Genomic DNA, 19,770 nt, shown 5'->3' with positions numbered 1-19,770 from the left:
GTGGCGCCGGTCCGAGTGTACTGCCTGGCCTTCGCGTTCGTGGCGGTCGCGCACCTCCAGGGCGTTCGGGCGGCGGGGTGCGGGCGCCGGACGAGTCACACCGTGAGTCCACAGTGGACCAAACCCAGGCCGCTCCGACCGCTTACGACCGGTGGGCGGGACGCGGCACGTGGCGCCGGCACGGGCGATCCCCGCGAACGCCGCCCGGCGGGCCGGACCCGGTGGTCGCCGCCGCGAACCGACCGGCGAGCGCACTCCCTCCGGCCGAGGGCTCGACGGTCACCGGATACCGCGCTCGCCGCGAACCGACCGGCGAGCGGAATCCCTCCCGGCGGGAACCCCAGCGCTCGTCGGGCATGGCGCTCGCGGCCGCGAGCCGCACTGCGAGCGCACTCCCCTGGAAGGCCCGGTGGTCGTCGGGTGCCGGCACGGCATCCCTCCGTCCACAGTGGACCACTTCCGCGATGCCCTCGGGTCAGGCTCCGCAGCCCGCGCCGTCGCCGATCGGGCGTTCGGCGGGCACCGGCGCGGTCGCCGCGCGCAGGATGCCGGTGTGCAGCTCGCGCGCCAGGGCGGCCGGGGTGGGGTGGTCGAACAGCAGGTTCGCGGGCAGCTTCAACCCCGTCGCGGTGTTCAGGCGGTTGCGCAGTTGCAGGGCCGACAGCGACGTGAAACCCCATTCCTGGAACGTGGTCGCGCCCTCGAGCTCGGTCGCCGAGGTGAACTGGAGCACCGCCGCCGCGTGCTTGCGGACCAGGTCCTCCAGCGCGCGCAACGCCTCCCGGGGTGGCAGGTCGGCCAGCCGGCCCGCCAGGTCGGACCGACCGGGACGGCCGGACAGCTCGGCCAGCAGCGGCCGGGCCAGGGTCGACGCGGGCAGCGCCGTCCAGTGCGGGGTGAAGCACGTCAGCGTCGTCTCGCGGACCGCGCGCGGCAGCACCGCGCCCAGCACGTCCGCGCCCATCGGCTGCCAGCCGATCGACGTCGCGCCCGGCCGGTGCGCGGCCAGCGCGTCGAAGTACGCCGCCATCGGCAGGAACCGCCGCTCGCACGCCGGGTCCCAGACACCCGGCGCGGGCGAGAACAGCACGAACGCGTCGAGCGCCCGGTCCGCGGTCAGCTCGTGCAGGTGGGTCGCCGCGGCGATCAGGTCCGCGGCCGGGGTGTCCGCGCCCAGCGGCGCGGTGTGCAGCACGGCGGTCAGGTCCATCCCGGCCAGCAGGTCGGCCAGCGCCGACCGGTCCGCCGGGTCGCAGCCGACGATCGTGGCGTCCACGCCCTGCGCGGCGAGTTCGGCCTCCAACGCCACGTCCTCGGTCCGGTCCGCGGTCGGCGGCCGCAGCACCACGACCCGCGCCGCGCCCCGGGCCGCGAGCAGGCTCACCACGTCCCGACCCACCGGGCTGAACCCGTCGGTGACGAGCACCGTCCCGCGCGGCCGCCACTCCTCCAGCGCGGGCGGCGCGGGCACCAGCCTGCGGGCGCTCGTCCCGGTCGGCCGCACCGCCACCTCGTCCTCGTCCACCCGGCCCGCGAGCACGTCCAGCACCCGCGCCACGCTCGCCTCGTCCACCCGCGCCGGCACGTCCACCGCGCCACCGGGCGCCCGCGACGTCTGCCGCAGCCCCCACACCAACGCCTGTGCCGGCGTGGACACCGGGTCGCCGACACCGGTCGACACCGCGCCGCTGGTGAGGCACCACACCGGCCCGGTCACCTGGGCCAGCAGCGCGGCGGTCGCCGACGCCTCGGCGCCCAGCGCCAGCAGCGACACCACCGCGACGTCGTGCGACAGCCGCCGCAAGGCCTCCGCGTCCGGGTCCACCAGCACCGACTCGGCCCGACCGGCCAGCGCCCGGGTCCACGGGTGCTCGACCGCCGACCCCGGCACGACCAGCGCGAACGGCCGGCCGACGCCGTGACCGGGCCGGGCCGGGCGCCACACGACGCGGTGCCGGGCGGCGTCGGCGCGGGCGGTCAGCGACGTCCCTCCCTGCCACGCCTGCAACGCCGGCAGCACGGCCCGCAGCGCCTCGCGGCGGACGGCGTCGGTGATGCCCAGCGCCCGCGCCACCGCGTTCTCGTCGGCCAGGTCGAGCCCGAGCCGGGGCGCGGTGGGCGAGTCGAGCCACAGGTGCTGCCGCTGGAACGGGTAGGTCGGCAGGTCGGCGCGGCGCGCGCCGGGGAACGCGGGCGTCCAGTCGACCACGCCGCCGTGCGCCCACCACTCCCCCATCGACCGGTGCAGCGCGGTCACGTCGTCCTGCCCGCGCGCCAGCGACCCGACGGCGGTGACGTCCCGCTGCCCCGCGACCTCCTGCACGCTCATGATCAGCAACGGGTGCGCGCCGACCTCCACGAACGCGGTGTGCCCGGCGTCGAGCAGCCCCCGCACCGCCGACTCGAACCGCACCGTGCGGCGCAGGTTGCGGTACCAGTAGCCGGCGTCGAGCCCGGCGCCGGACTCGCGCCCGCCGGTGACCGTGGAGTGGAACGGGATCCGCGCCTCGCGCGGGCTGACGTCGGCCAGCTCCTCCAGCATCGGCGCCCGCAGCACGTCGAGGTGGTGCGAGTGCGACGCGAAGTCCACGATCCGCTTGGTCCGCACCCCGCTCCCGCCGAGCACCGCCCGCAGCTCCTCGACCGCGTCCGCGTCGCCGGACACCACCGTCGAGCCCGGCCCGTTGACCACGGCCACCTCCAGCCGCCCGGCCCACCGCGCCAGCAGCTCGCGGACCCGGTCGGCGGGCAGCCCGACCGACAGCATCGCGCCGTCCCGGTCCAGCGTCCGCACCAGCCGCGACCGCACGGCGGTGATCCGCGCCGCGTCCGCCAGGGTCAGCACGCCGGCGACGTGCGCCGCCGCGATCTCGCCCTGCGAGTGGCCGACGACCGCGGCCGGCCGCAACCCGTGCGAGCGCCACACCGCCGCCAGGCCCACCATCAGCGTGAACAGCACCGGCTGGACCACCTCGACCCGGTCCACCGGCAACCCGGCGGCCAGCACGTGTGCGATCCGGAAGGTCACGTACGGCCGGAACGCCTCGTCGCACTCGCGGACCACCCGGGCGAACACCGGCGAGTGCCGCAGCAGCTCCCGGCCCATGCCCGCCCACTCCGCGCCCTGGCCGGGGAACACCAGCACCGGACCGGGCTGCTCCACCGCCCGGCCGCGCACCACGTCCGCCGACTCGCCGCCGCACGCCACCGCGTCCAGGCCCGCCAGCAGCCGCTCCCGGTCCCGGCCGACGACGACCGCGCGGTGCGCGAACGGGGTCCGGGTGGTGGCGAGCGAGAAGCCGATGTCGCCGGTGCCGCCGGGCGCGCCGGACCGCAGGTGCTCGCGCAGCCGCCGGGCCTGGTCGCGCAACGCCTGGTCGGTGCGCGCGGACAGCACCCACGGCAGCGCGCCCGACCGGTCCGGCGTGGCCGGGGTGTCCCGGTCCGGCGACTCCTCGACGATCACGTGCGCGTTCGTGCCGGAGATGCCGAACGACGACACCCCGGCCCGCCGCGGCCGACCGCCCGAGGGCCACGGGCGCGGGTCGACCAGCAGCTCCACCGCGCCGCTCGACCAGTCGATCAGCGGCGAGGGCACCTCGGCGCGCAACGTCGCGGGCAGCTCGTGGTGCCGCAGCGCGAGCACCATCTTGATCACCCCGACGACGCCCGCCGCCGCCTGGGTGTGGCCGACGTTGGACTTCACCGACCCCAGCCGCAGCGGCTCGGCCCGGTCCTGGCCGTAGGTGGCGAGGATCGCGTGCGCCTCGACCGGGTCGCCGATCCGGGTGCCGGTGCCGTGCGCCTCGACCGCGTCCACGTCCGCCGGCCGCAGGCCCGCGTCGGCCAGCGCCAGCCGGATGACCTGCCGCTGCGCGGCCTCGCTCGGCGCGAGCAGCCCGTTGCTGGCGCCGTCCTGGTTGACCGCCGTGCCGCGCAGCACGGCCAGCACGGGGTGCCCGTTGCGGCGCGCGTCGGACAGCCGCTCCAGCACGACCACCGCCGCGCCCTCGCCCCAGGACGTGCCGTCGGCGATCGCCGCGAACGGCTTGCACCGGCCGTCCGGCGCCATCGCCCGCTGCCTGCTGAACTGCACGAACACCGCGGGCGAGGACATGATCGTGACGCCGCCCGCGACCGCCAGGTCCGACTCGCCCGACCGCACCGACCGGCAGGCCAGGTGCAGCGCCACGAGCGAGGCCGAGCACGCGGTGTCCACGGTGATCGCCGGACCCTCCAGGCCCAGCGTGTAGGCGACCCGGCCGGAGATCACGCTCGGCGAGGTGCCCGCCATCAGGTGGCCGTCGCCCTCGCCGACCGCCTCGTGCAGCCGCGGCCCGTACTCGGGCGGCATCGCGCCGACGAACACGCCGGTGCGGGTGCGCCGCAGGCTCGTCGGGTCCACGCCCGAGCGCTCCAGCGCCTCCCACGTGGTCTCCAGGGTCAGCCGCTGCTGCGGGTCCATCGCGCGCGCCTCGGCCGGGCTGATGCCGAAGAACGCCGGGTCGAACGCGCCCGCGTCGTAGACGAACGCACCCTCCCGCGCGTAGGACTTGCCCGGTCGGTCCGGGTCGGGGTCGAACAGGTCGGCCAGGTCCCAGCCCCGGTCGACGGGGAAGCCGTCGACCGCGTTGCGGCGCGCCGACACGAAATCCCACAGCCGCTCGGGCGAGGCGATGCCACCGGGCAGCCGGCAGGCCATCCCCACGATCGCGACGGGTTCGGGGTACTCGTGTTCGTGTGCCATGCGCTATCGCTTTCTCGGTGACCGACGAATCGTCGGGAAAAAGAGCATCCAGGAACTCACAGGCCATACTCCGGTGCCGAGTTCCTCGACCGATTCTGGCGAAGTTTCACGCCTCCTCGCAACTTATTCAGGCAAGATCACCCGAACCGGGCGGAGCGCATGATTTATTCCACTAAAACTGTCACCGAATTGCCGGTTCCAGGCACGAATTCACCCGCTTGAGGTAACTCGTACGCGTGATAATGCCGCTACCCGGGAAACCAGTACCCGGAAATACCTTCGCGGCCGGGCCGCGCAAATGCAACCTTTTTCCGACACCCGCCCCGAATGGCGGAAAACGGACGCCCGTCAGGCCGGGTCGCCGAGCACCGCCGGGTCCGCGCCGTCCAGCAGGTCGGCCACCGCGGCCAACCCCTCGCGCGGCGCCTCGACGGTCAGCGGCAACCACACCGAGAACCGCGTGTCACCCGGCCTCGACTCCACCCGGATGTCGCCGTGGTGCTTCTTCACCACGATCCGCCACGAGATGTCCAACCCCAGCCCGGTGCCCTCGCCCACCGCCTTCGTGGTGAAGAACGGCTCGAAGATCCGCGACTTCACCTCCGGCGCGATACCCGCGCCCGTGTCGCCGACCTCCACCACCGCGCAGTCGCCGTCCCGCCACGTCCGCACCGTCAACGTGCCGCGACCACCCATCGCCGCCACCGCGTTGTCCACCAGGTTCGTCCACACCTGGTTCAACTCCGCCGCGTACGCGGGCAGCGCCGGCAGCGACCGGTCGTACTCCCGCACCACCTCGACGCCGTCGCCCAACTTCCCACCCAGCATCACCAACGTCGAGTCCAGCAACTCGTGCACGTCCACCACCTGGAACGGCGCGCGGTCCATCTGCGAGTACTGCTTCGCCGCGCCCACCAGCGTCGACACCCGCGTCGTCGCGTCCTCGATCTCGTTCATCAGGCTCTCGGTCTCGACCGTGTACCCCAGCCACCGCACCGCGGGCTCCGACGCGGTCTGCGGGCACAACCCGACCGCCTTCTCCAACCACTCCACGTCCAGGCCACCCGCCACCAACCGGGGCGCCAGGTCCCACCCGCCCTCGATGCCGCGCGCGTCGAGCCAGTCCGACACCTCGTCCTCGCGGTCCGCGGTCTCCATCGGGCTGAGCCTGGGCGCCTTCGCCACCCGCTCGACCGCCTCCTCCTGCAACCTCACCAGCGCCGGCAGCACCGCCGGGTCCAACTTCCCCTTCGCCAGCATCGCGAGCTTGTGCCGCATGCCCGCCACCCGCTCGCGCAACGCCGCCGTCGCCCGCACCGCCGCCGCGGCCGGGTTGTTCAACTCGTGGGTCAACCCCGCCGACAGCGAACCCAGCGCCAGCAGCCGCTCCCGCTGCGCCACCACCCGGTTCGTGTTCTGCATGCCCAGGAACAGGCCCTCCAGCAGGTGCACCGCCATCGGGAACCACTCCCGGAAGATCGCCCCGAACTCGTCCGCGGGCAACTGGTACATCCGGGTGTCCACCACCGCGTCCACCGTCGCCCCGTACAACCGCGTCGCCACGCCACCGGCGCTCACGAACGACTGGGTCGCGCCGAAGTACGAACCCCGGTGGCTGCTCCGGATCACCTCGACCCGCTCACCGCCCACCGTGCGGCTCAACGCCACCTCGCCGTCCAGCAGCACGAAGAAGCACGTCGCCTCCTCGCCCTCGGACAGCACCCGCGAGCCCGCGACCCTGGTCTCCACCTGGCCGTGCTCCACCAGCCACGCCAACCTGTCCTCGTCCAGGTGCTCGAACAGGAACAGGTCGCGCAGGTCGTCCGCGGTCAGGTTCTCGATCACGACTTCTCCAGGTAACGATGGACCAACGACACCGCCATCGCGCCGTCACCGACCGCCGACGCGACCCTCTTCACCGACTCCGCCCGCACGTCGCCCGCCACGAACACGCCCGGCAGGCTCGTCTCCAGGTGGTACGGCGGCCGGGCGGGCTCCCAACCCGCCGGAGGCGCCCCGTCGGCCACCAGGTCCGGACCGGCCAGCACGAAACCGCGCTCGTCGCGCGCCACCGTGCCCGCCAACCAGTCCGTGTGCGGCGCCGCACCGATGAACGCGAACAACCACGACGCCTCGACCGTCCTGGTGTCACCGGTCTTGTTGTGCACCAACGTCAGCGACTCCAGGTGGGATTCCCCGGAACCGCCCACGACCTCCGTGCAGCAGGACACCTCGATGTTCGGCACCCGCGCCAACTGCTCGATCAGGTAGTGCGACATCGACCGCTCCAGCGAGTCGCCCCGCACCACCAGCACCACCCGCCGCGCGTGCCCCGCGAAGTACAGCGCCGCCTGACCCGCCGAGTTCGCGCCGCCCACCAGGTACACATCCTGACCCGCGCACCCCGGACCCTCGGTCGTCGCCGCACCGTAGAACACGCCCCGACCGGTCAACCCGCCCAGACCCGGCGCCTCCAGCATCCGGTAGGACACGCCCGTCGCCAGGATCACCGTGTGCGCGGCCAACTCCGTGCCGTCCGCGAACCGCACCACCCGCGCCGCGCCCCGCGCCTCCAGCGCCACCACGTCCCGGGTGGTCAGCATCTCCACCCCGAACTTGGCCGCCTGCCGGCGCGCCCGCCCGGTCAACTGCTCACCGGACACCCCGTCCGGGAAACCCAGGTAGTTCTCGATCCGGCTGCTCGTGCCCGCCTGACCGCCGGTCGCCCGCCGTTCCACCAGCACGGTCCGCAACCCCTCGGAACCGCCGTACACCGCCGCGCCCAACCCCGCCGGACCGCCACCGACCACGATCAGGTCGTAGAAGTCGGTCGACGGCGTCGTGCTCAGGCCCACCCGGTCGGCGAGCTCCCCGTCCGACGGCTGCACCAGCGCCTCGCCCTGCGCCGTCACCACCACCGGCAGCCGCGACCCGTCCAGGTCCGCCGCCGCCAGCAGCCGCGCCGCCTCCTGGTCCGCGTCGTCCAGCGCGTGCCAGCGGAACGGCACCGAGTTGCGCGCCAGGAAGTCCCGCACCTCGTAGGAGCGCGGCGACCACCGGTGCCCCACCACCCGCACCTGCCTGGCGGGCTTGCGGTCGGTCTCGCCCCACGCCCGCAGCAGCTCGTCCAGCACCGGGTACAGCTTCTCCTCCGGCGGGTCCCACGGCTTGAGCAGGTAGTGGTCCAGGTCCACGACGTTGATCGCCTGGATCGCCGCGTCGGTGTCCGCGTACGCGGTCAGCAGCACCCGCCGCGCCACCGGGAACAGGTCCATCGCCGCTTCCAGGAACTCGATGCCGCTCATGCCCGGCATCCGGTAGTCCGCCAGCAGCACGGCGACCTCCTCGCCGCGCAGCTTGATCTCCCGCAACGCCTCCAGCGCCTGCGCGCCCGACTCCGCGCGCACGATCCGGTACGCCTCGCCGTACTGGCGGCGCAGGTCGCGCGCGACGGCGCGGGACACCGACGGATCGTCGTCCACGGTCAGGATCGAAGGGCGGGCGACCTGGGCTGTCGTCATGCCGCACAGTCAATCAGCCGGCGGCCACGCGCACGACCCCCGCGTCGACCGGAACACCTTCGCAACCTTTTACCCACTCGTGGAAGATTTCTTTTTGTGATATAATCCGAAATCATCCGCCTATTGTCGTGGCGTGACTCCCTCCCCCGGTAGAACCGCGCTGACCGCCGCCGCCGCGCGCGCCGCGCACCTCCTGGTCGACCACGCCCCGATCGTGTTCGCCGACGACCTCGCCGCGCCGCTGCTCGGTGACCAGGCCGACGCACTGCTCTCCTACCACCGGGAACACGGCGCGAACCCGATCCTGGCCACCGCCCGCGCCGAGGTCGTGTGCCGGGCCCGCTACGCCGAGACCGCCGTCCTGGCCGCCGTGCGACGGGGCGTCGACCAATACGTGGTGCTCGGCGCGGGACTCGACACCTTCGCGCTGCGGAATCCGACCGCCGTCCGCGTTTTCGAGGTCGACCACCCGGCCGCCCGGGCCTGGAAGGCCGACCGGGAAAAGGCGGCGGGAATGCGATCACCCGCGGTGTCGACCCCGGTCGACCTCACCCGCGAATCCCTCGCCGACGGGTTGGCGGCGGTGGGGTTCGATCTCGACCGGCCGGCCGTCGTCGCGTGGCTGGGCGTGAGCATGTACCTCGACGCGGCCACCGTCGACCGGGTGCTGGGCGAACTGGGCCGGCTCGCGCCGGGGTCGGAACTGGTGTTCGACCACCTGCTGCCCGAGGGCGAGCGGGACGACGTCGGCGACCTCTACGTGCGGGCGGTCGGTCCGGTGGTGGCCGCGGGCGGTGAGCCCTGGCGCAGTTTCCCGGGCGTCGCCGAGGCGACGGCCCTGGTCCGCCGGCACGGGTTCGGGTCGGTCGCGTCCGTGGGGCAGCGCGAGTCCGTCGACGCGGCGTTGTGGGAGCGGTCGGACTCGCTGCGTCCGGCGCGGGTGTCGAGCCTGGTGCACGCCCGACGCTGATCTTTAGTCAACACTGAAGGAATAGTGACCCTTACGGGTGAACCCGGCCGGATAGGGTCATCCCATGACCGCCTCTCCCCCGCTCGCGCAGGTAGGGCGGGTGGAGGCGGGCTTCCAGGCGGCGCTCGGCCGCTTCGCCGGACCGGTCCGCGGCGTCGGGGTGCTGTCGATCAGTGCGTTCGGCGTGCTGGGCGTGCCGGCCGACGCCCTGCCGCTCGGCGTCGCGCTGCTGGCGTTGATGCTGGTGGGCGCGGTCGCGGACCTCGGGCCCCGGCGCTGGGCGCTGGTGGCGGCGGTGGCCCGCGTGGTCGCGGTGTGCGCGGCGCAGGGGTGGCTCGGCGACGCGGACCAGTGGGCGCTCAACGTGCTGACCACGACCGCGATCACCCTCCAGTGGGAGTGGTCGCCGAAGGTCACCGTGCCGGTGACCGCAGGGCTCGTCGCGGTCGCGCTGGTCGGGTCGGGGTTCCACGACGTCCCCACGACCGTCGCCCGGGTGGTGGTCGAGTGCTCGCTGGCCTGGCTCGCGTTCGCGCTGCTGCGCCGGTCGAGCAGGCAGGTGGACGAACTCCAGGCCGGGCGGGCCGCGCTGGAACGGGCCGAGGCGGTGGCCGTGGCGACCCGGCGGCGGGAGCGCGAGTACCTGGCGCTGCTGCACGACACGGCGGCGGCGACGTTCCTGGCGGTCGCGGTGCGCGACACCGACCCGGACGAGGTCGCCGGGTACGCGCGGCGGGACCTGGCCGTGCTGACCGGCGGGTCGGGCGTGCCCGGCGACACCCCGGTCGACCTGGCGTCCTCGCTGCGCCCGGTGCTGGACCGGGTGCCGCTGCGGGTGGACGCGGTGTGGGCGACCGCGCTGGTGCCGACCTCGGTGGCACTGGCGCTGGTCCGCGCGGTGCGGGAGGCGCTGCGCAACGTGCGCCGGCACGCGGGCGTGTCGACCGCGCGGGTCGAGGTGGCGGCCGGGGACGGCGTGGTCGTGACGGTGTCCGACACCGGGGTGGGCTTCGACCCGGACGCCGTGCCCGATCACCGACGGGGTGTCCGGGGGTCGATCGTCGAGCGGATGGCGGCGGTGGGCGGGCACGCCGAGGTGACGTCGCGGCCGGGCGGGGGCACGACGGTCCGGCTGGTGTGGCGTGGGTGAGGCGCACGTGACCGCCACCATGCGCCTGGTGCTGCTGGGCGTGGTGGCGACGATCCAGCCGGGCTTGAGCCTCGTGCCGCTCCTCCGGTACGACCACGCGCCGGCCGCCGGTATCGCTTTCGGGGTGTTCGCGCTGGTCACGGCCGGGTGCGCGCCGTGGGTCGCCCGGCGGCGGCCGCTGCCGGGGTGGGTCGAGGCGTGCGGCGCGGTCGCGGTGCTGGGCGCGTCGGTCGCGGCGAACGCGGCGCTGCCCGCCGACGGGTTCTTCGGCCCGGCGCACTGGTCGTTCGGGTTGGTCGGGTGGCACCTGCTGCTGTTGCTGACCGAGCGGTCCGGTCCGCTGGTGGGCGCCCTGGGCCTGCACGTGGTGGTGAGCATCGCGCAGTTCCTGTCGGCCGGCGCGCCCGACCGCGCCGACGTGGGTCGGGCGGGTGTGGTCGTGCTGAGCGTGACGAGCTTCCAGCTCGGCATGTTCGTGATCATCCGGGTGCTGCGGCGCGGTGCCCGCCAGGCCGAACTCGCCGCCGCCGCGCAGCAGCGGGCCGAGACGCGGGTGGCGCTGGCCAGGCAGTGGGAGCAGGACCTGCGCACCGGCTTCGCGGGTCAGCTCGGCGCCACGCTGCCGCTGCTGGCCGACCTCGCGGACGGGGTGCTCGACCCGCGCGACGAGGAGACCCGGCGGCGGTGCGCCCTGGCCGCGACCCAGCTGCGCCGGCTGTTCGCCGAGAACGACGACGTGCCGGACCCGCTGGTGCACGAGGTGGCGGCGTGCGTGGACGTGGCCGAGCGACGGGGCGTGGCGGTGTCGCTCGCGGTCGGCGGCGCGCCGGTGCCGGTGCCGAAGGACGTCCGCCGCGCCCTCACCACTCCCCTGGCCACCGCGCTGTCGGCCGCGCACGGCAAGGCCCGGGTGAGCCTGCTGCGCACCCCCGACGAGGTGCGGGTGGCGGTCGTCGCGACCGGCGGCCCGACCACCGCGACACCGCCCGACCCGTCGAACGGCGTCGAGCCGGCCGGCGGCCGGGCGGTCGCCGTGGAGACCGACACGTACGGTGGCCGGACGCGGACGGAGGCGAGATGGCGCGTGAGGTGAGCGCGGTCGTGGTGGACGACCACCCGGCCGTGCGGGCCGGGGTGGCGTACTGGTTGTCGACCGGCGAGCCGCCGATCCGGGTGGCCGCGGCCGGTGACGACGTGCGGCACGCGTGGGTCGGACCCGGCGCGGACGCGGACGTGGTGATCCTCGACCTGCACCTGGGCGGACCGACGCCGGTGCTCGGCGACCTGCGGCGGCTGGTCGAGGCCGGGCGGCGGGTGGTGGTGTACTCGATGCGGGCCGACGACGCGATCGCGTTGCAGTGCCTGGAGTCCGGCGCGCTGTGCTACCTCACCAAGGCCGAGGGCGAGGAGCACCTCGTGCAGGCGACGCGGGCGGCGGCCGAGGGCGCGCCGTACACGCCGCCGTCGTTGGCGGGCGCCCTCGCGGGCGACCGGTCCGACCACCGGCCCGCGCTGTCCGCCCGGGAGACCGAGGTGCTGGTGGAGTGGTTCCAGTCGGAGTCCAAGGACTTCGTCGCGCAGCGGCTCGGGATTTCGCTCAGCACGGTCAACTCGCACCTCGAGCGCATCCGGATCAAGTACGCGCTCATCGGCCGGGAGGCGCCGACGAAGGCGGCCCTGGTGGCGCGGGCGATCCAGGACGGACTGATCGACATCGACGACCTCTGACCGACCGGCCACTGTGGTGCGAACGACCGACAGCACCGACCGCGCCGGGCCGCTAGCGTCGCGGGCAACCCCTCTCGTGAAGGAGATCCGTGTTGACGCACGTCCGTGGACCCCTGCTCATCGCAGCCGCCGCCCTGCTGCTGTCCGCGTGCGGCGGCACGACGTCCGGCACCGCGACCACCGCCGACGCCGGCACCACCGCGCGGGAGACCACGAGCGCCGCCGAGTCGACCACGAGCAGCGCGACCAAGCCCAGCGCCACCAAGTCCGGCACACCGCAGACGTCCTCGGCGGACGCCACCGCGCCCGGCACGGAACTGAAGGTCGGCGACCGGGCCGTGGTGCCCTTCAAGTACGGCACCGACAAGAGCGGCACGATCGCGATCACCGTCACCGCGATCGAGCAGGGCGACAACGCGGACCTGGCGAAGTTCGGCGACAAGGCCAAGGGCATCACGCCGTTCTACGTGCGGGTGACCGTGGAGAACCTCGGCGGCACGGACCTCGCCTACAGCTCGGTGAGCCTGCGCGGCCTGGGCGAGGACGGCAAGAGCAGCGGCGTGATCATCTCCGGCGAGACCGCGAAGTGCGAGTCCGAGACCGCCGGCAAGGACTTCACCACCGCGGGCGTCAAGTACGAGACCTGCGTGCTCACCGCGACCCGCGAGGGCGCGAAGATCGTCGCCGCGAGCTTCGACAAGGGCGACGGCTACGACAAGGCGCCGGTGGTCTGGAAGGGCTGACCGGCCCGCGACGAAGGCCCCCGGTGACCACCTGGTCCCGGGGGCCTTCGCGATGCCGAGGTGAGGAGAAGGAAGGCACTAGAGCCTGGGAGTGTGGGAGGAAGCGCCCTCATGGCCTCACCGCGCCACAGTAGCGACCCCGCTCCCGGGTGATCAACCCGGTTACGCCGGCACCAGCTCGGTCAACCGCGCGGTGGTGATCACGTCCGACCCGGCGGGCAGCCCGTCCGGCGCGGCGAGACCGACGTAGGTGACCGGCCCGGTCCACGTCGTCCGGCCGTCGTCCACCGTGTACTCCCCCGCCAGGGTCAGCAGGTCCCGGACCGTGAAGTACCGGCGCCGCAACACCTGGCGCGCCAGCAGCGCGGTGCCGAACCGGTTGTCCTCGACCCGGTTGTGCTGGTCCAAGCCCCGGCCGTACAGCTGGGTCCAGGTGGCCACCCAGCCGGCGGGACCGCGGTGGAACACCACCGGCAGCGCGATCCGGCCCGGCCCCCGGGTGCTCGACCTGAGGCGCACCGTCGCCGGTTCGAAGGGCAGGCCGCGCTGGTCGAGCGAGCGCAGCATGTACCCGAACTGCGACTCGGCGACCTGGTCGAACCCCTCACCCGAGTACACGTTGACCTGCGGCACGACGTAGTGCCCGCGCAGACCCTCCAGCGGCACGTCGATGAACTCGGTCGCGCCGTGCTCGGACTCCGTCACGTCGCCGGAGTAGTACGCGCCGAGCGCGTGGTGGTTGGTCCACGACACCTGGCCGGCGAAGGTGAAGTCCTCGTGCAGCAGCATCACCGACAGGTCGTGGTCGGTGGTCCGGGCGCTCTCCCGCCAGTAGGTGAAGAACCGCAGCAGTTCGCCGTCGGCCGGGGTCACCGAACCGCGCGGCAGCACGCCGAACCCGTCGGCGGTCGTCTTGCCGGACAACGGGAGCGCGACGTCGAGTACCGCCGGGTCGACCACCACCGCGCCGCGGTCGGGCAACCGGGAGCGGATCTCCGCGTCCACAGTGGCCTCGATCGCCGCGAGCCGCGCCCGGTCGAACGGCGGCCGCTCGTCCGTCGTGGCCCAGCCGCGGCCGAACCGGTTGACGAACACCCGGGAACCGCCCGGTTCGGTCCGGTTGAGCAGGTGCTCGCGCACCGACAGCAGCACCCGACCGGACACCCGGCCCACGACCCGTTCCAGCGCGCGCTGCACCACGTCCGGGTCGGCCACGCGCAGCAGCCGGTCGAGCGACCGCGCGAACGCGCCGGGCGAGGCGGACAGCAACTCGACCGCGCGGGTCGCGTCGCCGGACCGGAAGGCGCGCTCCACGTGGGACGCGGGCGACCGGAACTCCTCGTCGCCCCGGGCGACCGCGAAGACCCGGCGCGCGTGCGGGCGGTCCGGGTACTCGTGCGGGTGCAGTCGTTCGCCGAGCCGCTGCCAGCGCCGGGCGAACCGCGCCACGTCGCCGAGCCTGGTCTCGTCCGCCGCCACCACGTCGTCCAGCACGGCCATCAGCGCGCGCCGCTCGGGACGGCGGAACGCGCGGAACCGGGTGGGCGTGAGCAGGGTCGGGTCGCCGCCGGAGACCTGGCACGCCAGGCGGAGCACGTCGGTGACCGTGTCGACGCCGACCACCGGCAGGCCGCGGCCGAACCGGACGCCGTTCAGCACGGCGCGGACCTCCCGGATCGGCGGCACCGGCACGTCCTCGCCCGCGCACAGCTCGGCGAGGCCCGCGAACAGCCGCAGGTCCTCCTCGTTGCCCGGCACCGTCGAGCCCGCGAGGGCGCGGTAGAGCCGGACCGTCTCGACCGCGGACGTGTCGCCGAGGTGCAGGACGGTCAGCCGGTCGGTCACGGCGGGCAGGAACTCCTCGTGCGCGCGCACGAGTTCGGCGAAGTCGTGCCGGTACCGCCCGTAGACGGCGGTGTGGAACAGGGCGTCGTTGCCCCAGCGGACACCGAGGCAGGACAACCAGTGCTCGACCGTGCTCGGCACGCCGGCCGGGAAGTCCACGAAGTACGGGTTGTGCCGCACGTGGTCGCCGACCAGCGCGCGCACCGCGTCCAGTGCCACGACCGCGCGGTCGAGCGCGACGTCCGGCGCGAGCGCGGCCAGGTGCGCGAGCAGCGGGCCGGATCCCTTGAACCCCACCGCCATCAGGGCGGCGTCGAACTGGCGTGCCACCGCGGCGCCGTCGCCCGCCGGCGCGGGGTCGGCGGGCACGCGCAGCGTCTTGCGGATGAGGAGCGAGTCGATCACCGGGCCATCGTCCCTCGCGGACGGTGCGACGACCACCGGTTTCCGGCTACTCGGGCGCGAGCAGGATCGCGGTCGCCCGGCGGACGGCCAGCGTGAACAGGCCCATGGCCGTGCCCGGCGTGCCGAGGACGACCAGCAGCAGCGTGCCGCTCAACGGCTGCACGGCGATGCACCCCCGGTCGCCCTCCAGCAGCACCGACTGGAGCCTGCCGAGTCCGGAGAACTGGACGAAGCGCTGACCGACGCCGGCGGAGGCGGCGCCCATCGCGGAGGCCTGCGCCGCCGCGTCGTCCGGGTGCGGGGTGCCCGGCGCGAGGTCGGCGGCGACCACGATGCCGTCCCGGCTGGTCACCGCGAGGCCGTCGACACCGTCGACCTCGGCGCGCACCCTGGCCAGCAGCGGGCCGAGCGCGTCCGGGTCGGTGAGCCTGATCTGGACGCGGTTGCCGGTCATACGGTCAGGGCCTGCTCGACGCGCCGCAGGTGCAGCCGGGCCAGGGCCAGGTTGGACCGCGCGCGGTCGAGGACCAGGTACAGGAACAGCCTGCTGCCCTTGAGCTCGGCCAGCGGCCGGATGATGTGGTACTGCCTGGTCAACGTGATCAGCATGTCCTCGATCGTGTCGTCCAGCTGGAGCGAGGCGATCGTGCGCAGCTTGGCCCGCACCACCTCCGTGTTGCCCGCGCCCGCGGCCTCGAGGTCGAGCAGCGCGTTGCCGCCCAGCGCGCCCAGCGTCATGCCGCTGTCGTAGTCGACCAGCGCGACGCCCATCGCGCCCTCCACCGACATCGCCTCGCGCAACGCCTCTTCGATGTTCACCCGCGGGACCTCCACCCCAGTGCACCGGCCGATTCCGACACGCACCGTACCCAGAAGATCCCCTGTTCCGGGTAGCCGCTGATCGTTTGGGCGAGTGAATAGGGCAGGAATGTTACTTTGCGAAGCCACCCGGTGTGATCAAGAGAACGCGCCGAGCCCCTCGCGGATTCCGGCCGACGACGATCTCGCGCACCCGGCCGGGGTGCGGTCGGGCGTGGCCGAACGGCGGGTGCGGCGGCGGCCGAGCACCGCCCCACCCGCCGGGCGGTCAGGCCAAGCGGATGTCCACCGGCACCGCGGCGGCGAGCGTGTGGCCGACCGGGGACGACCGGATCACCTTCTCGTGCAACGACTCCAGGTCCGCGCGCGGCGCGTCGGACTCCACCCGGACGGTGGCGGTGATCGAGTCGAAGCCGGCGTGGCCGTCCGCGAGGCCGAGGAACACGTGCAGGTCGACGTTGCCCTTGACCTCGACGGTCAGCGAGTCCAGCGCGATGCCGGCCACCGTGGCGTTGGCCGCGTAGCCGACCGCGAGGCAGTTGCCGAGCGCGCCGAGCAGCTGCTCGACCGGGTTGGCCGCGGTGTCGCCGCCGCCGAGCGCGGTCGGTTCGTCGGACGGGGTCGGGTCGAAGGAGCGGACCGCGGCCTCGGACCGGAACGCGCCCTTCCAGCGGACGCGCGCGGCCCACGTCGTGCGGGCGTTGGCGGGGTCGGTCTGCACGGCGGCGACCAGGTCGCCGACCGCCTTGATGTCGACGTCGTTGAGCGGGCTCTGCACTTCGGTGGTCATGGCGGCCTCCCGGGGGTGAGGGGGAACTCCCGGTCAGGATGCCGCGCCGGCGCGCCGCCGTTCGGCTCAACCGCATGGTGGGAAGCGGTGCGGGAGCGGTGCCGCTGTGGTAAGAGCGCACCGTCCACTTCGGACTCCCCGGCCACCTGATCGAGTGGTGCGGGCGCGTCGTGGTTGGACCTGTGGTCTGGTGGGCACCCCGGGCTTTTCCGCAGGTGTCGCTCAAGGAGGTTCGCCGGTGGCGGGTACGGACGAGGTGGTCGGCGAGGGCGCGGTGGTCGCCGGGTTCGACGGGACGGACCGGTCCCGCGCGGCGGTGCGGTGGGCGGCGCGGGAGGCGCGGGCCACCGGGCGGCGGCTCGTGGTGGTGTACGCGGTGCGCGGCGCGCTGCCCGAGGTGGTGTTCACGCCGACCGTGTCACCGCTGCCGCAGGTGGTGAGCGAGGAGACGGTGCGGGAGTACGCGCACGACAAGGTCGCCGAGGTGGCGACCGAGGTCGGCGGGCAGGTCGAGGCGTACGTGCTGGACGGCCACCCGGCGCAGGTGCTGGAGAAGGTGACCGAGGGCGCGGACCTGCTGGTGGTCGGTGCCTCCGGGTCGGGCGCCCTGGCCCGCTCGGTCGGTTCGGTGGCCGCGGACGTGGTGACGCACGCGCCCGCGCCGGTCGTGGTGGTGCGGGACGGCGGTGTCGAGGACGGCCCGGTGGTCGTCGGCGTCGACGGCTCGGAGACCAGCGCGAAGGCGATCGACTTCGCGTTCGACTTCGCCGCGCGCCACGGTCTCGGCCTGGTCGCCGTGCACGCGTGGACCGCCCTCCCGCTGGAGGCGCTGAGCCCGGTGCCGGGTTGGGAGTACGACCCGGAGCTGTTCCGGTCCTCGTCGGAGGCGTTGCTGCGGGAGGCCCTGGCCGGGCCGGAGCAGCGGCACCCGGAGGTGGCCGTCGAGCGGGTGACGGTGTCGGCGCGCCCGGCGGAGGCGCTGCTGGAGCACGCCGACCGGGCGTCGCTGGTGGTCGTCGGCAGCCACGGCCGAGGCCTGGTCCGCCGCGCCCTTCTGGGCTCGGTGAGCCACGCGCTGCTGCACAACACCCCGGGACCGCTGGCGGTCGTACGCGCCTGAATCCCGACGGGGGCGGGCCGTGCCCGCCCCCGCGCGTCGCCCCACGACGAAGTCACCGCCCTGGACGCCACCGCCGAAAGCGGCCGTGAGCCCGGCCGGCGCGAACAGCGGCAGCGGAGTGCGGCGGTGTCCGCCGGGCCGGGGACGCTCGCGGCGGGCGCCGGGCCGCCGGGGAGGCCGGCTCATCGGGCTCGGTCCGCCGCGCCGACGACCACTCCCCGTCACCACCGCGGCGGGCCCGTCCGGCATCGCCGATTGCCGGGAGACCGAGCCCCTCTCGGGTTGCGGCGTGTTGCAACCGACACGCCGTCGAGCCGCAGGATTGCGCGTCGACGCCGGTCCTACCGGGTGAACGTTGGGCCGGACGGGCCGCGGCCGTTCGCGTGTCGACAACTGGTCCACACAGTCGTGCTAGAAGACGGGGAATGGGGGACGTATCGTCTCCGGACCGGAAACCCTGGGGAGGACGACGATGACCACCCGACGCGGACTCGTGATCGGCGGCGTTGAGGCGCCCGCGCTGTCCGGGCGCGAGGTAGAGGACCACAACCCGTTCACCGGCGAGGTGCACGCCGTGCTCGCGGCCGGTGGGGTCGAGGACGTCACGCGCGCGGTCGACGCGGCGCAGGCGGCGTTCGCCGAGTGGGCCGGGGTGAGTCCGTTCGCGCGGCGGAAGTTGTTGCTGGGCGCGGCGGACCTGCTCGAGTCGCGGGCCGAGGAGGCCGTGGAGCTGGTCGCCCGCGAGGTCGGCGGGGTGCGCGGTTGGGCGCTGTTCAACGTGGGGTTGGCCGCCGAGGTGCTGCGCGAGGCCGCGGCCGCGGTGACGGCGCCGCAGGGCGACGTGCTGGCGACGCAGCACGGCGGGCTCAGCCTCGGCGTGCGGGAGCCGGTCGGGGTGGTGGCGGCGTTCGCGCCGTGGAACGCGCCGCTGATCCTGGGCACCCGGGCCGTGGCCGCGCCGCTGGCCGCCGGGAACACCGTGGTGCTCAAGCCGAGCGAGGCCGCGCCGTTGGCGTGCGGGTACTTCATCGCCGACGTGCTGCGCGACGCCGGGTTGCCCGACGGCGTGCTGAACGTGGTGACCAACGATCCGGCGGACGCCGCCGAGGTGGCGCAGGCGCTGGTCGCCGACCCTCGGGTGCGGGCGGTCAACTTCACCGGGTCGACGGGTGTCGGCCGGATCATCGGCGAGCTGGCCGCGCGGCACCTCAAGCCGGCCGTGCTGGAGCTCGGCGGCAAGAACGCGATCGTGGTGCTGGACGACGCCGACCTGGACCACGCGGTGGCCGCTGCGGTGTTCGGGGTGTTCCACAACGCCGGGCAGATCTGCATGTCCGGCGACCGGGTGCTGGTGCACGAGGCGATCGCCGACGAGTTCACCGCGCGGTTCACCGCCAAGGTCGCCTCGCTGCCGACCGGCGACCCGACCGCGCCGGGAACGATCATCGGACCGCTGGTCGACGCGCGGTCGGCGAAGCGGGTCGCCGCGCTGGTGGCCGACGCGCGGGCCAAGGGCGCGACGGTGCTGACCGGTGGCGACGAGCCGACCGGCGCGCTGCACCCGGCGACCGTGCTGACCGACGTCACGCCGGACATGGACCTGCACCACGGCGAGGCGTTCGGGCCGCTGTGCGTGCTGGCCACGTTCACCGACGACGACCACGCCGCCGCGCTGGCCAACGACACCGAGCACGGGCTGACCTGCGGGATCCTGACCGAGAACGGCGTGCGCGGGCTGGCGCTCGCCCGGCGGATCCGGACCGGCATCGTGCACGTGAACGACCAGACGGTCGGCGACGAGCCGCAGGCGCCGTTCGGCGGCGTCGGCTCCAGCGGCTACGGGCGGTTCGGCGGGCGGTGGGGCGTGGAGGCGTTCAGCAACACGCGCTGGATCACCGTCGCCACCGACCGCCCGCACTACCCGTTCTAGCC

General features: G+C 74.3%; 14 protein-coding genes. 7 read left to right on the top strand and 7 right to left on the bottom strand.

Translation table 11 applies throughout. The features are described from left to right. Positions 1 to 475: 475 nt before the first annotated feature. From AB0G50_RS21620 to AB0G50_RS21610, 3 genes are all read right to left on the bottom strand, one after another. Positions 476 to 4,747: a beta-ketoacyl synthase N-terminal-like domain-containing protein gene (locus AB0G50_RS21620; RefSeq protein ID WP_360111394.1), complete on the bottom strand. Its 4,272-nt coding sequence runs from the start codon at positions 4,745 to 4,747 to the stop codon at positions 476 to 478. A gap of 348 nt (positions 4,748 to 5,095) precedes the next feature. Then, complete coding sequence (locus AB0G50_RS21615; protein ID WP_360111403.1) at positions 5,096 to 6,589, bottom strand: ATP-binding protein; 1,494 nt, start codon at positions 6,587 to 6,589, stop codon at positions 5,096 to 5,098. Next, positions 6,589 to 8,268 carry an FAD-dependent oxidoreductase gene (locus tag AB0G50_RS21610; protein ID WP_360111391.1) on the bottom strand — a complete coding sequence of 560 codons (1,680 nt, stop codon included), beginning with the start codon at positions 8,266 to 8,268 and terminating at the stop codon, positions 6,589 to 6,591. The genes AB0G50_RS21615 and AB0G50_RS21610 overlap by 1 nt, the downstream gene beginning before the upstream one ends. 133 nt (positions 8,269 to 8,401) lie before the next feature. Between AB0G50_RS21610 and AB0G50_RS21605 the strand changes: the two genes are divergently transcribed. The 5 genes from AB0G50_RS21605 (at position 8,402) to AB0G50_RS21585 (ending at position 12,859) form a co-directional block, all read left to right on the top strand. Next, entirely contained in the window at positions 8,402 to 9,238 is an 837-nt protein-coding gene (locus AB0G50_RS21605) for an SAM-dependent methyltransferase (RefSeq protein WP_360111388.1), read from the top strand. Between the two features lie 64 nt (positions 9,239 to 9,302). Beyond that, on the top strand, positions 9,303 to 10,388 hold the full coding sequence (locus AB0G50_RS21600) for an ATP-binding protein (protein ID WP_360111385.1): 1,086 nt from the start codon (positions 9,303 to 9,305) through the stop codon (positions 10,386 to 10,388). 7 nt (positions 10,389 to 10,395) lie between these two features. After that, the gene (locus AB0G50_RS21595; protein WP_360111382.1) at positions 10,396 to 11,481 is read left to right on the top strand and encodes a hypothetical protein; all 1,086 of its coding nucleotides are present in this window, start codon (positions 10,396 to 10,398) and stop codon (positions 11,479 to 11,481) included. Continuing rightward, positions 11,466 to 12,116, top strand: coding sequence for a response regulator transcription factor (locus AB0G50_RS21590; protein WP_360111379.1), 651 nt, complete (start codon positions 11,466 to 11,468; stop codon positions 12,114 to 12,116). Before AB0G50_RS21595 ends, AB0G50_RS21590 begins: the two co-directional genes overlap by 16 nt. A 92-nt stretch (positions 12,117 to 12,208) precedes the next feature. Then, a complete protein-coding gene (locus AB0G50_RS21585; protein WP_360111376.1) occupies positions 12,209 to 12,859 on the top strand; it encodes a hypothetical protein in 651 nt (216 codons plus the stop codon). 162 nt (positions 12,860 to 13,021) lie between these two features. Here the strand turns inward: AB0G50_RS21585 and AB0G50_RS21580 are convergent, their stop codons facing one another. The 4 genes from AB0G50_RS21580 to AB0G50_RS21565 form a co-directional block, all read right to left on the bottom strand. After that, positions 13,022 to 15,109: a hypothetical protein gene (locus tag AB0G50_RS21580; RefSeq protein ID WP_360111373.1), complete on the bottom strand. Its 2,088-nt coding sequence runs from the start codon at positions 15,107 to 15,109 to the stop codon at positions 13,022 to 13,024. A gap of 46 nt (positions 15,110 to 15,155) precedes the next feature. Next, on the bottom strand, positions 15,156 to 15,563 hold the full coding sequence (locus tag AB0G50_RS21575) for a roadblock/LC7 domain-containing protein (protein ID WP_360111370.1): 408 nt from the start codon (positions 15,561 to 15,563) through the stop codon (positions 15,156 to 15,158). Continuing rightward, complete coding sequence (locus tag AB0G50_RS21570) at positions 15,560 to 15,928, bottom strand: hypothetical protein (protein WP_360111367.1); 369 nt, start codon at positions 15,926 to 15,928, stop codon at positions 15,560 to 15,562. Before AB0G50_RS21570 ends, AB0G50_RS21575 begins: the two co-directional genes overlap by 4 nt. Before the next feature lie 268 nt (positions 15,929 to 16,196). Next, complete coding sequence (locus AB0G50_RS21565) at positions 16,197 to 16,718, bottom strand: OsmC family protein (RefSeq protein WP_360111364.1); 522 nt, start codon at positions 16,716 to 16,718, stop codon at positions 16,197 to 16,199. A 238-nt stretch (positions 16,719 to 16,956) separates the two neighbouring features. Between AB0G50_RS21565 and AB0G50_RS21560 the strand changes: the two genes are divergently transcribed. Beyond that, positions 16,957 to 17,838 carry a universal stress protein gene (locus AB0G50_RS21560; RefSeq protein WP_360111361.1) on the top strand — a complete coding sequence of 294 codons (882 nt, stop codon included), beginning with the start codon at positions 16,957 to 16,959 and terminating at the stop codon, positions 17,836 to 17,838. 472 nt (positions 17,839 to 18,310) lie between these two features. Further along, positions 18,311 to 19,768 (top strand): aldehyde dehydrogenase family protein, encoded by a 1,458-nt coding sequence (locus tag AB0G50_RS21555; protein ID WP_360111358.1) that lies wholly within the window; start codon positions 18,311 to 18,313, stop codon positions 19,766 to 19,768. Positions 19,769 to 19,770 lie beyond the last annotated feature (2 nt).

Origin of the sequence: Actinosynnema sp. NPDC020468 (assembly GCF_040642015.1) — a bacterium.
Lineage (GTDB): Bacteria > Actinomycetota > Actinomycetes > Mycobacteriales > Pseudonocardiaceae > Actinosynnema.
Note: the sequence above shows the minus strand (reverse complement) of the source record. Positions and strands in the feature narration are given on the sequence as shown.

Excerpts from the sequence above, each read along its gene's own strand:
- AB0G50_RS21620 (WP_360111394.1), bottom strand. The coding sequence starts at position 4,747 with ATGGCACACGAACACGAGTACCCCGAACCCGTCGCGATCGTGGGGATG.
- AB0G50_RS21600 (WP_360111385.1), top strand. The coding sequence starts at position 9,303 with ATGACCGCCTCTCCCCCGCTCGCGCAGGTAGGGCGGGTGGAGGCGGGC.
- AB0G50_RS21590 (WP_360111379.1), top strand. The coding sequence starts at position 11,466 with ATGGCGCGTGAGGTGAGCGCGGTCGTGGTGGACGACCACCCGGCCGTG.
- AB0G50_RS21555 (WP_360111358.1), top strand. The coding sequence starts at position 18,311 with ATGACCACCCGACGCGGACTCGTGATCGGCGGCGTTGAGGCGCCCGCG.
- AB0G50_RS21565 (WP_360111364.1), bottom strand. The coding sequence starts at position 16,718 with ATGACCACCGAAGTGCAGAGCCCGCTCAACGACGTCGACATCAAGGCG.
- AB0G50_RS21610 (WP_360111391.1), bottom strand. The coding sequence starts at position 8,268 with ATGACGACAGCCCAGGTCGCCCGCCCTTCGATCCTGACCGTGGACGAC.
- AB0G50_RS21575 (WP_360111370.1), bottom strand. The coding sequence starts at position 15,563 with ATGACCGGCAACCGCGTCCAGATCAGGCTCACCGACCCGGACGCGCTC.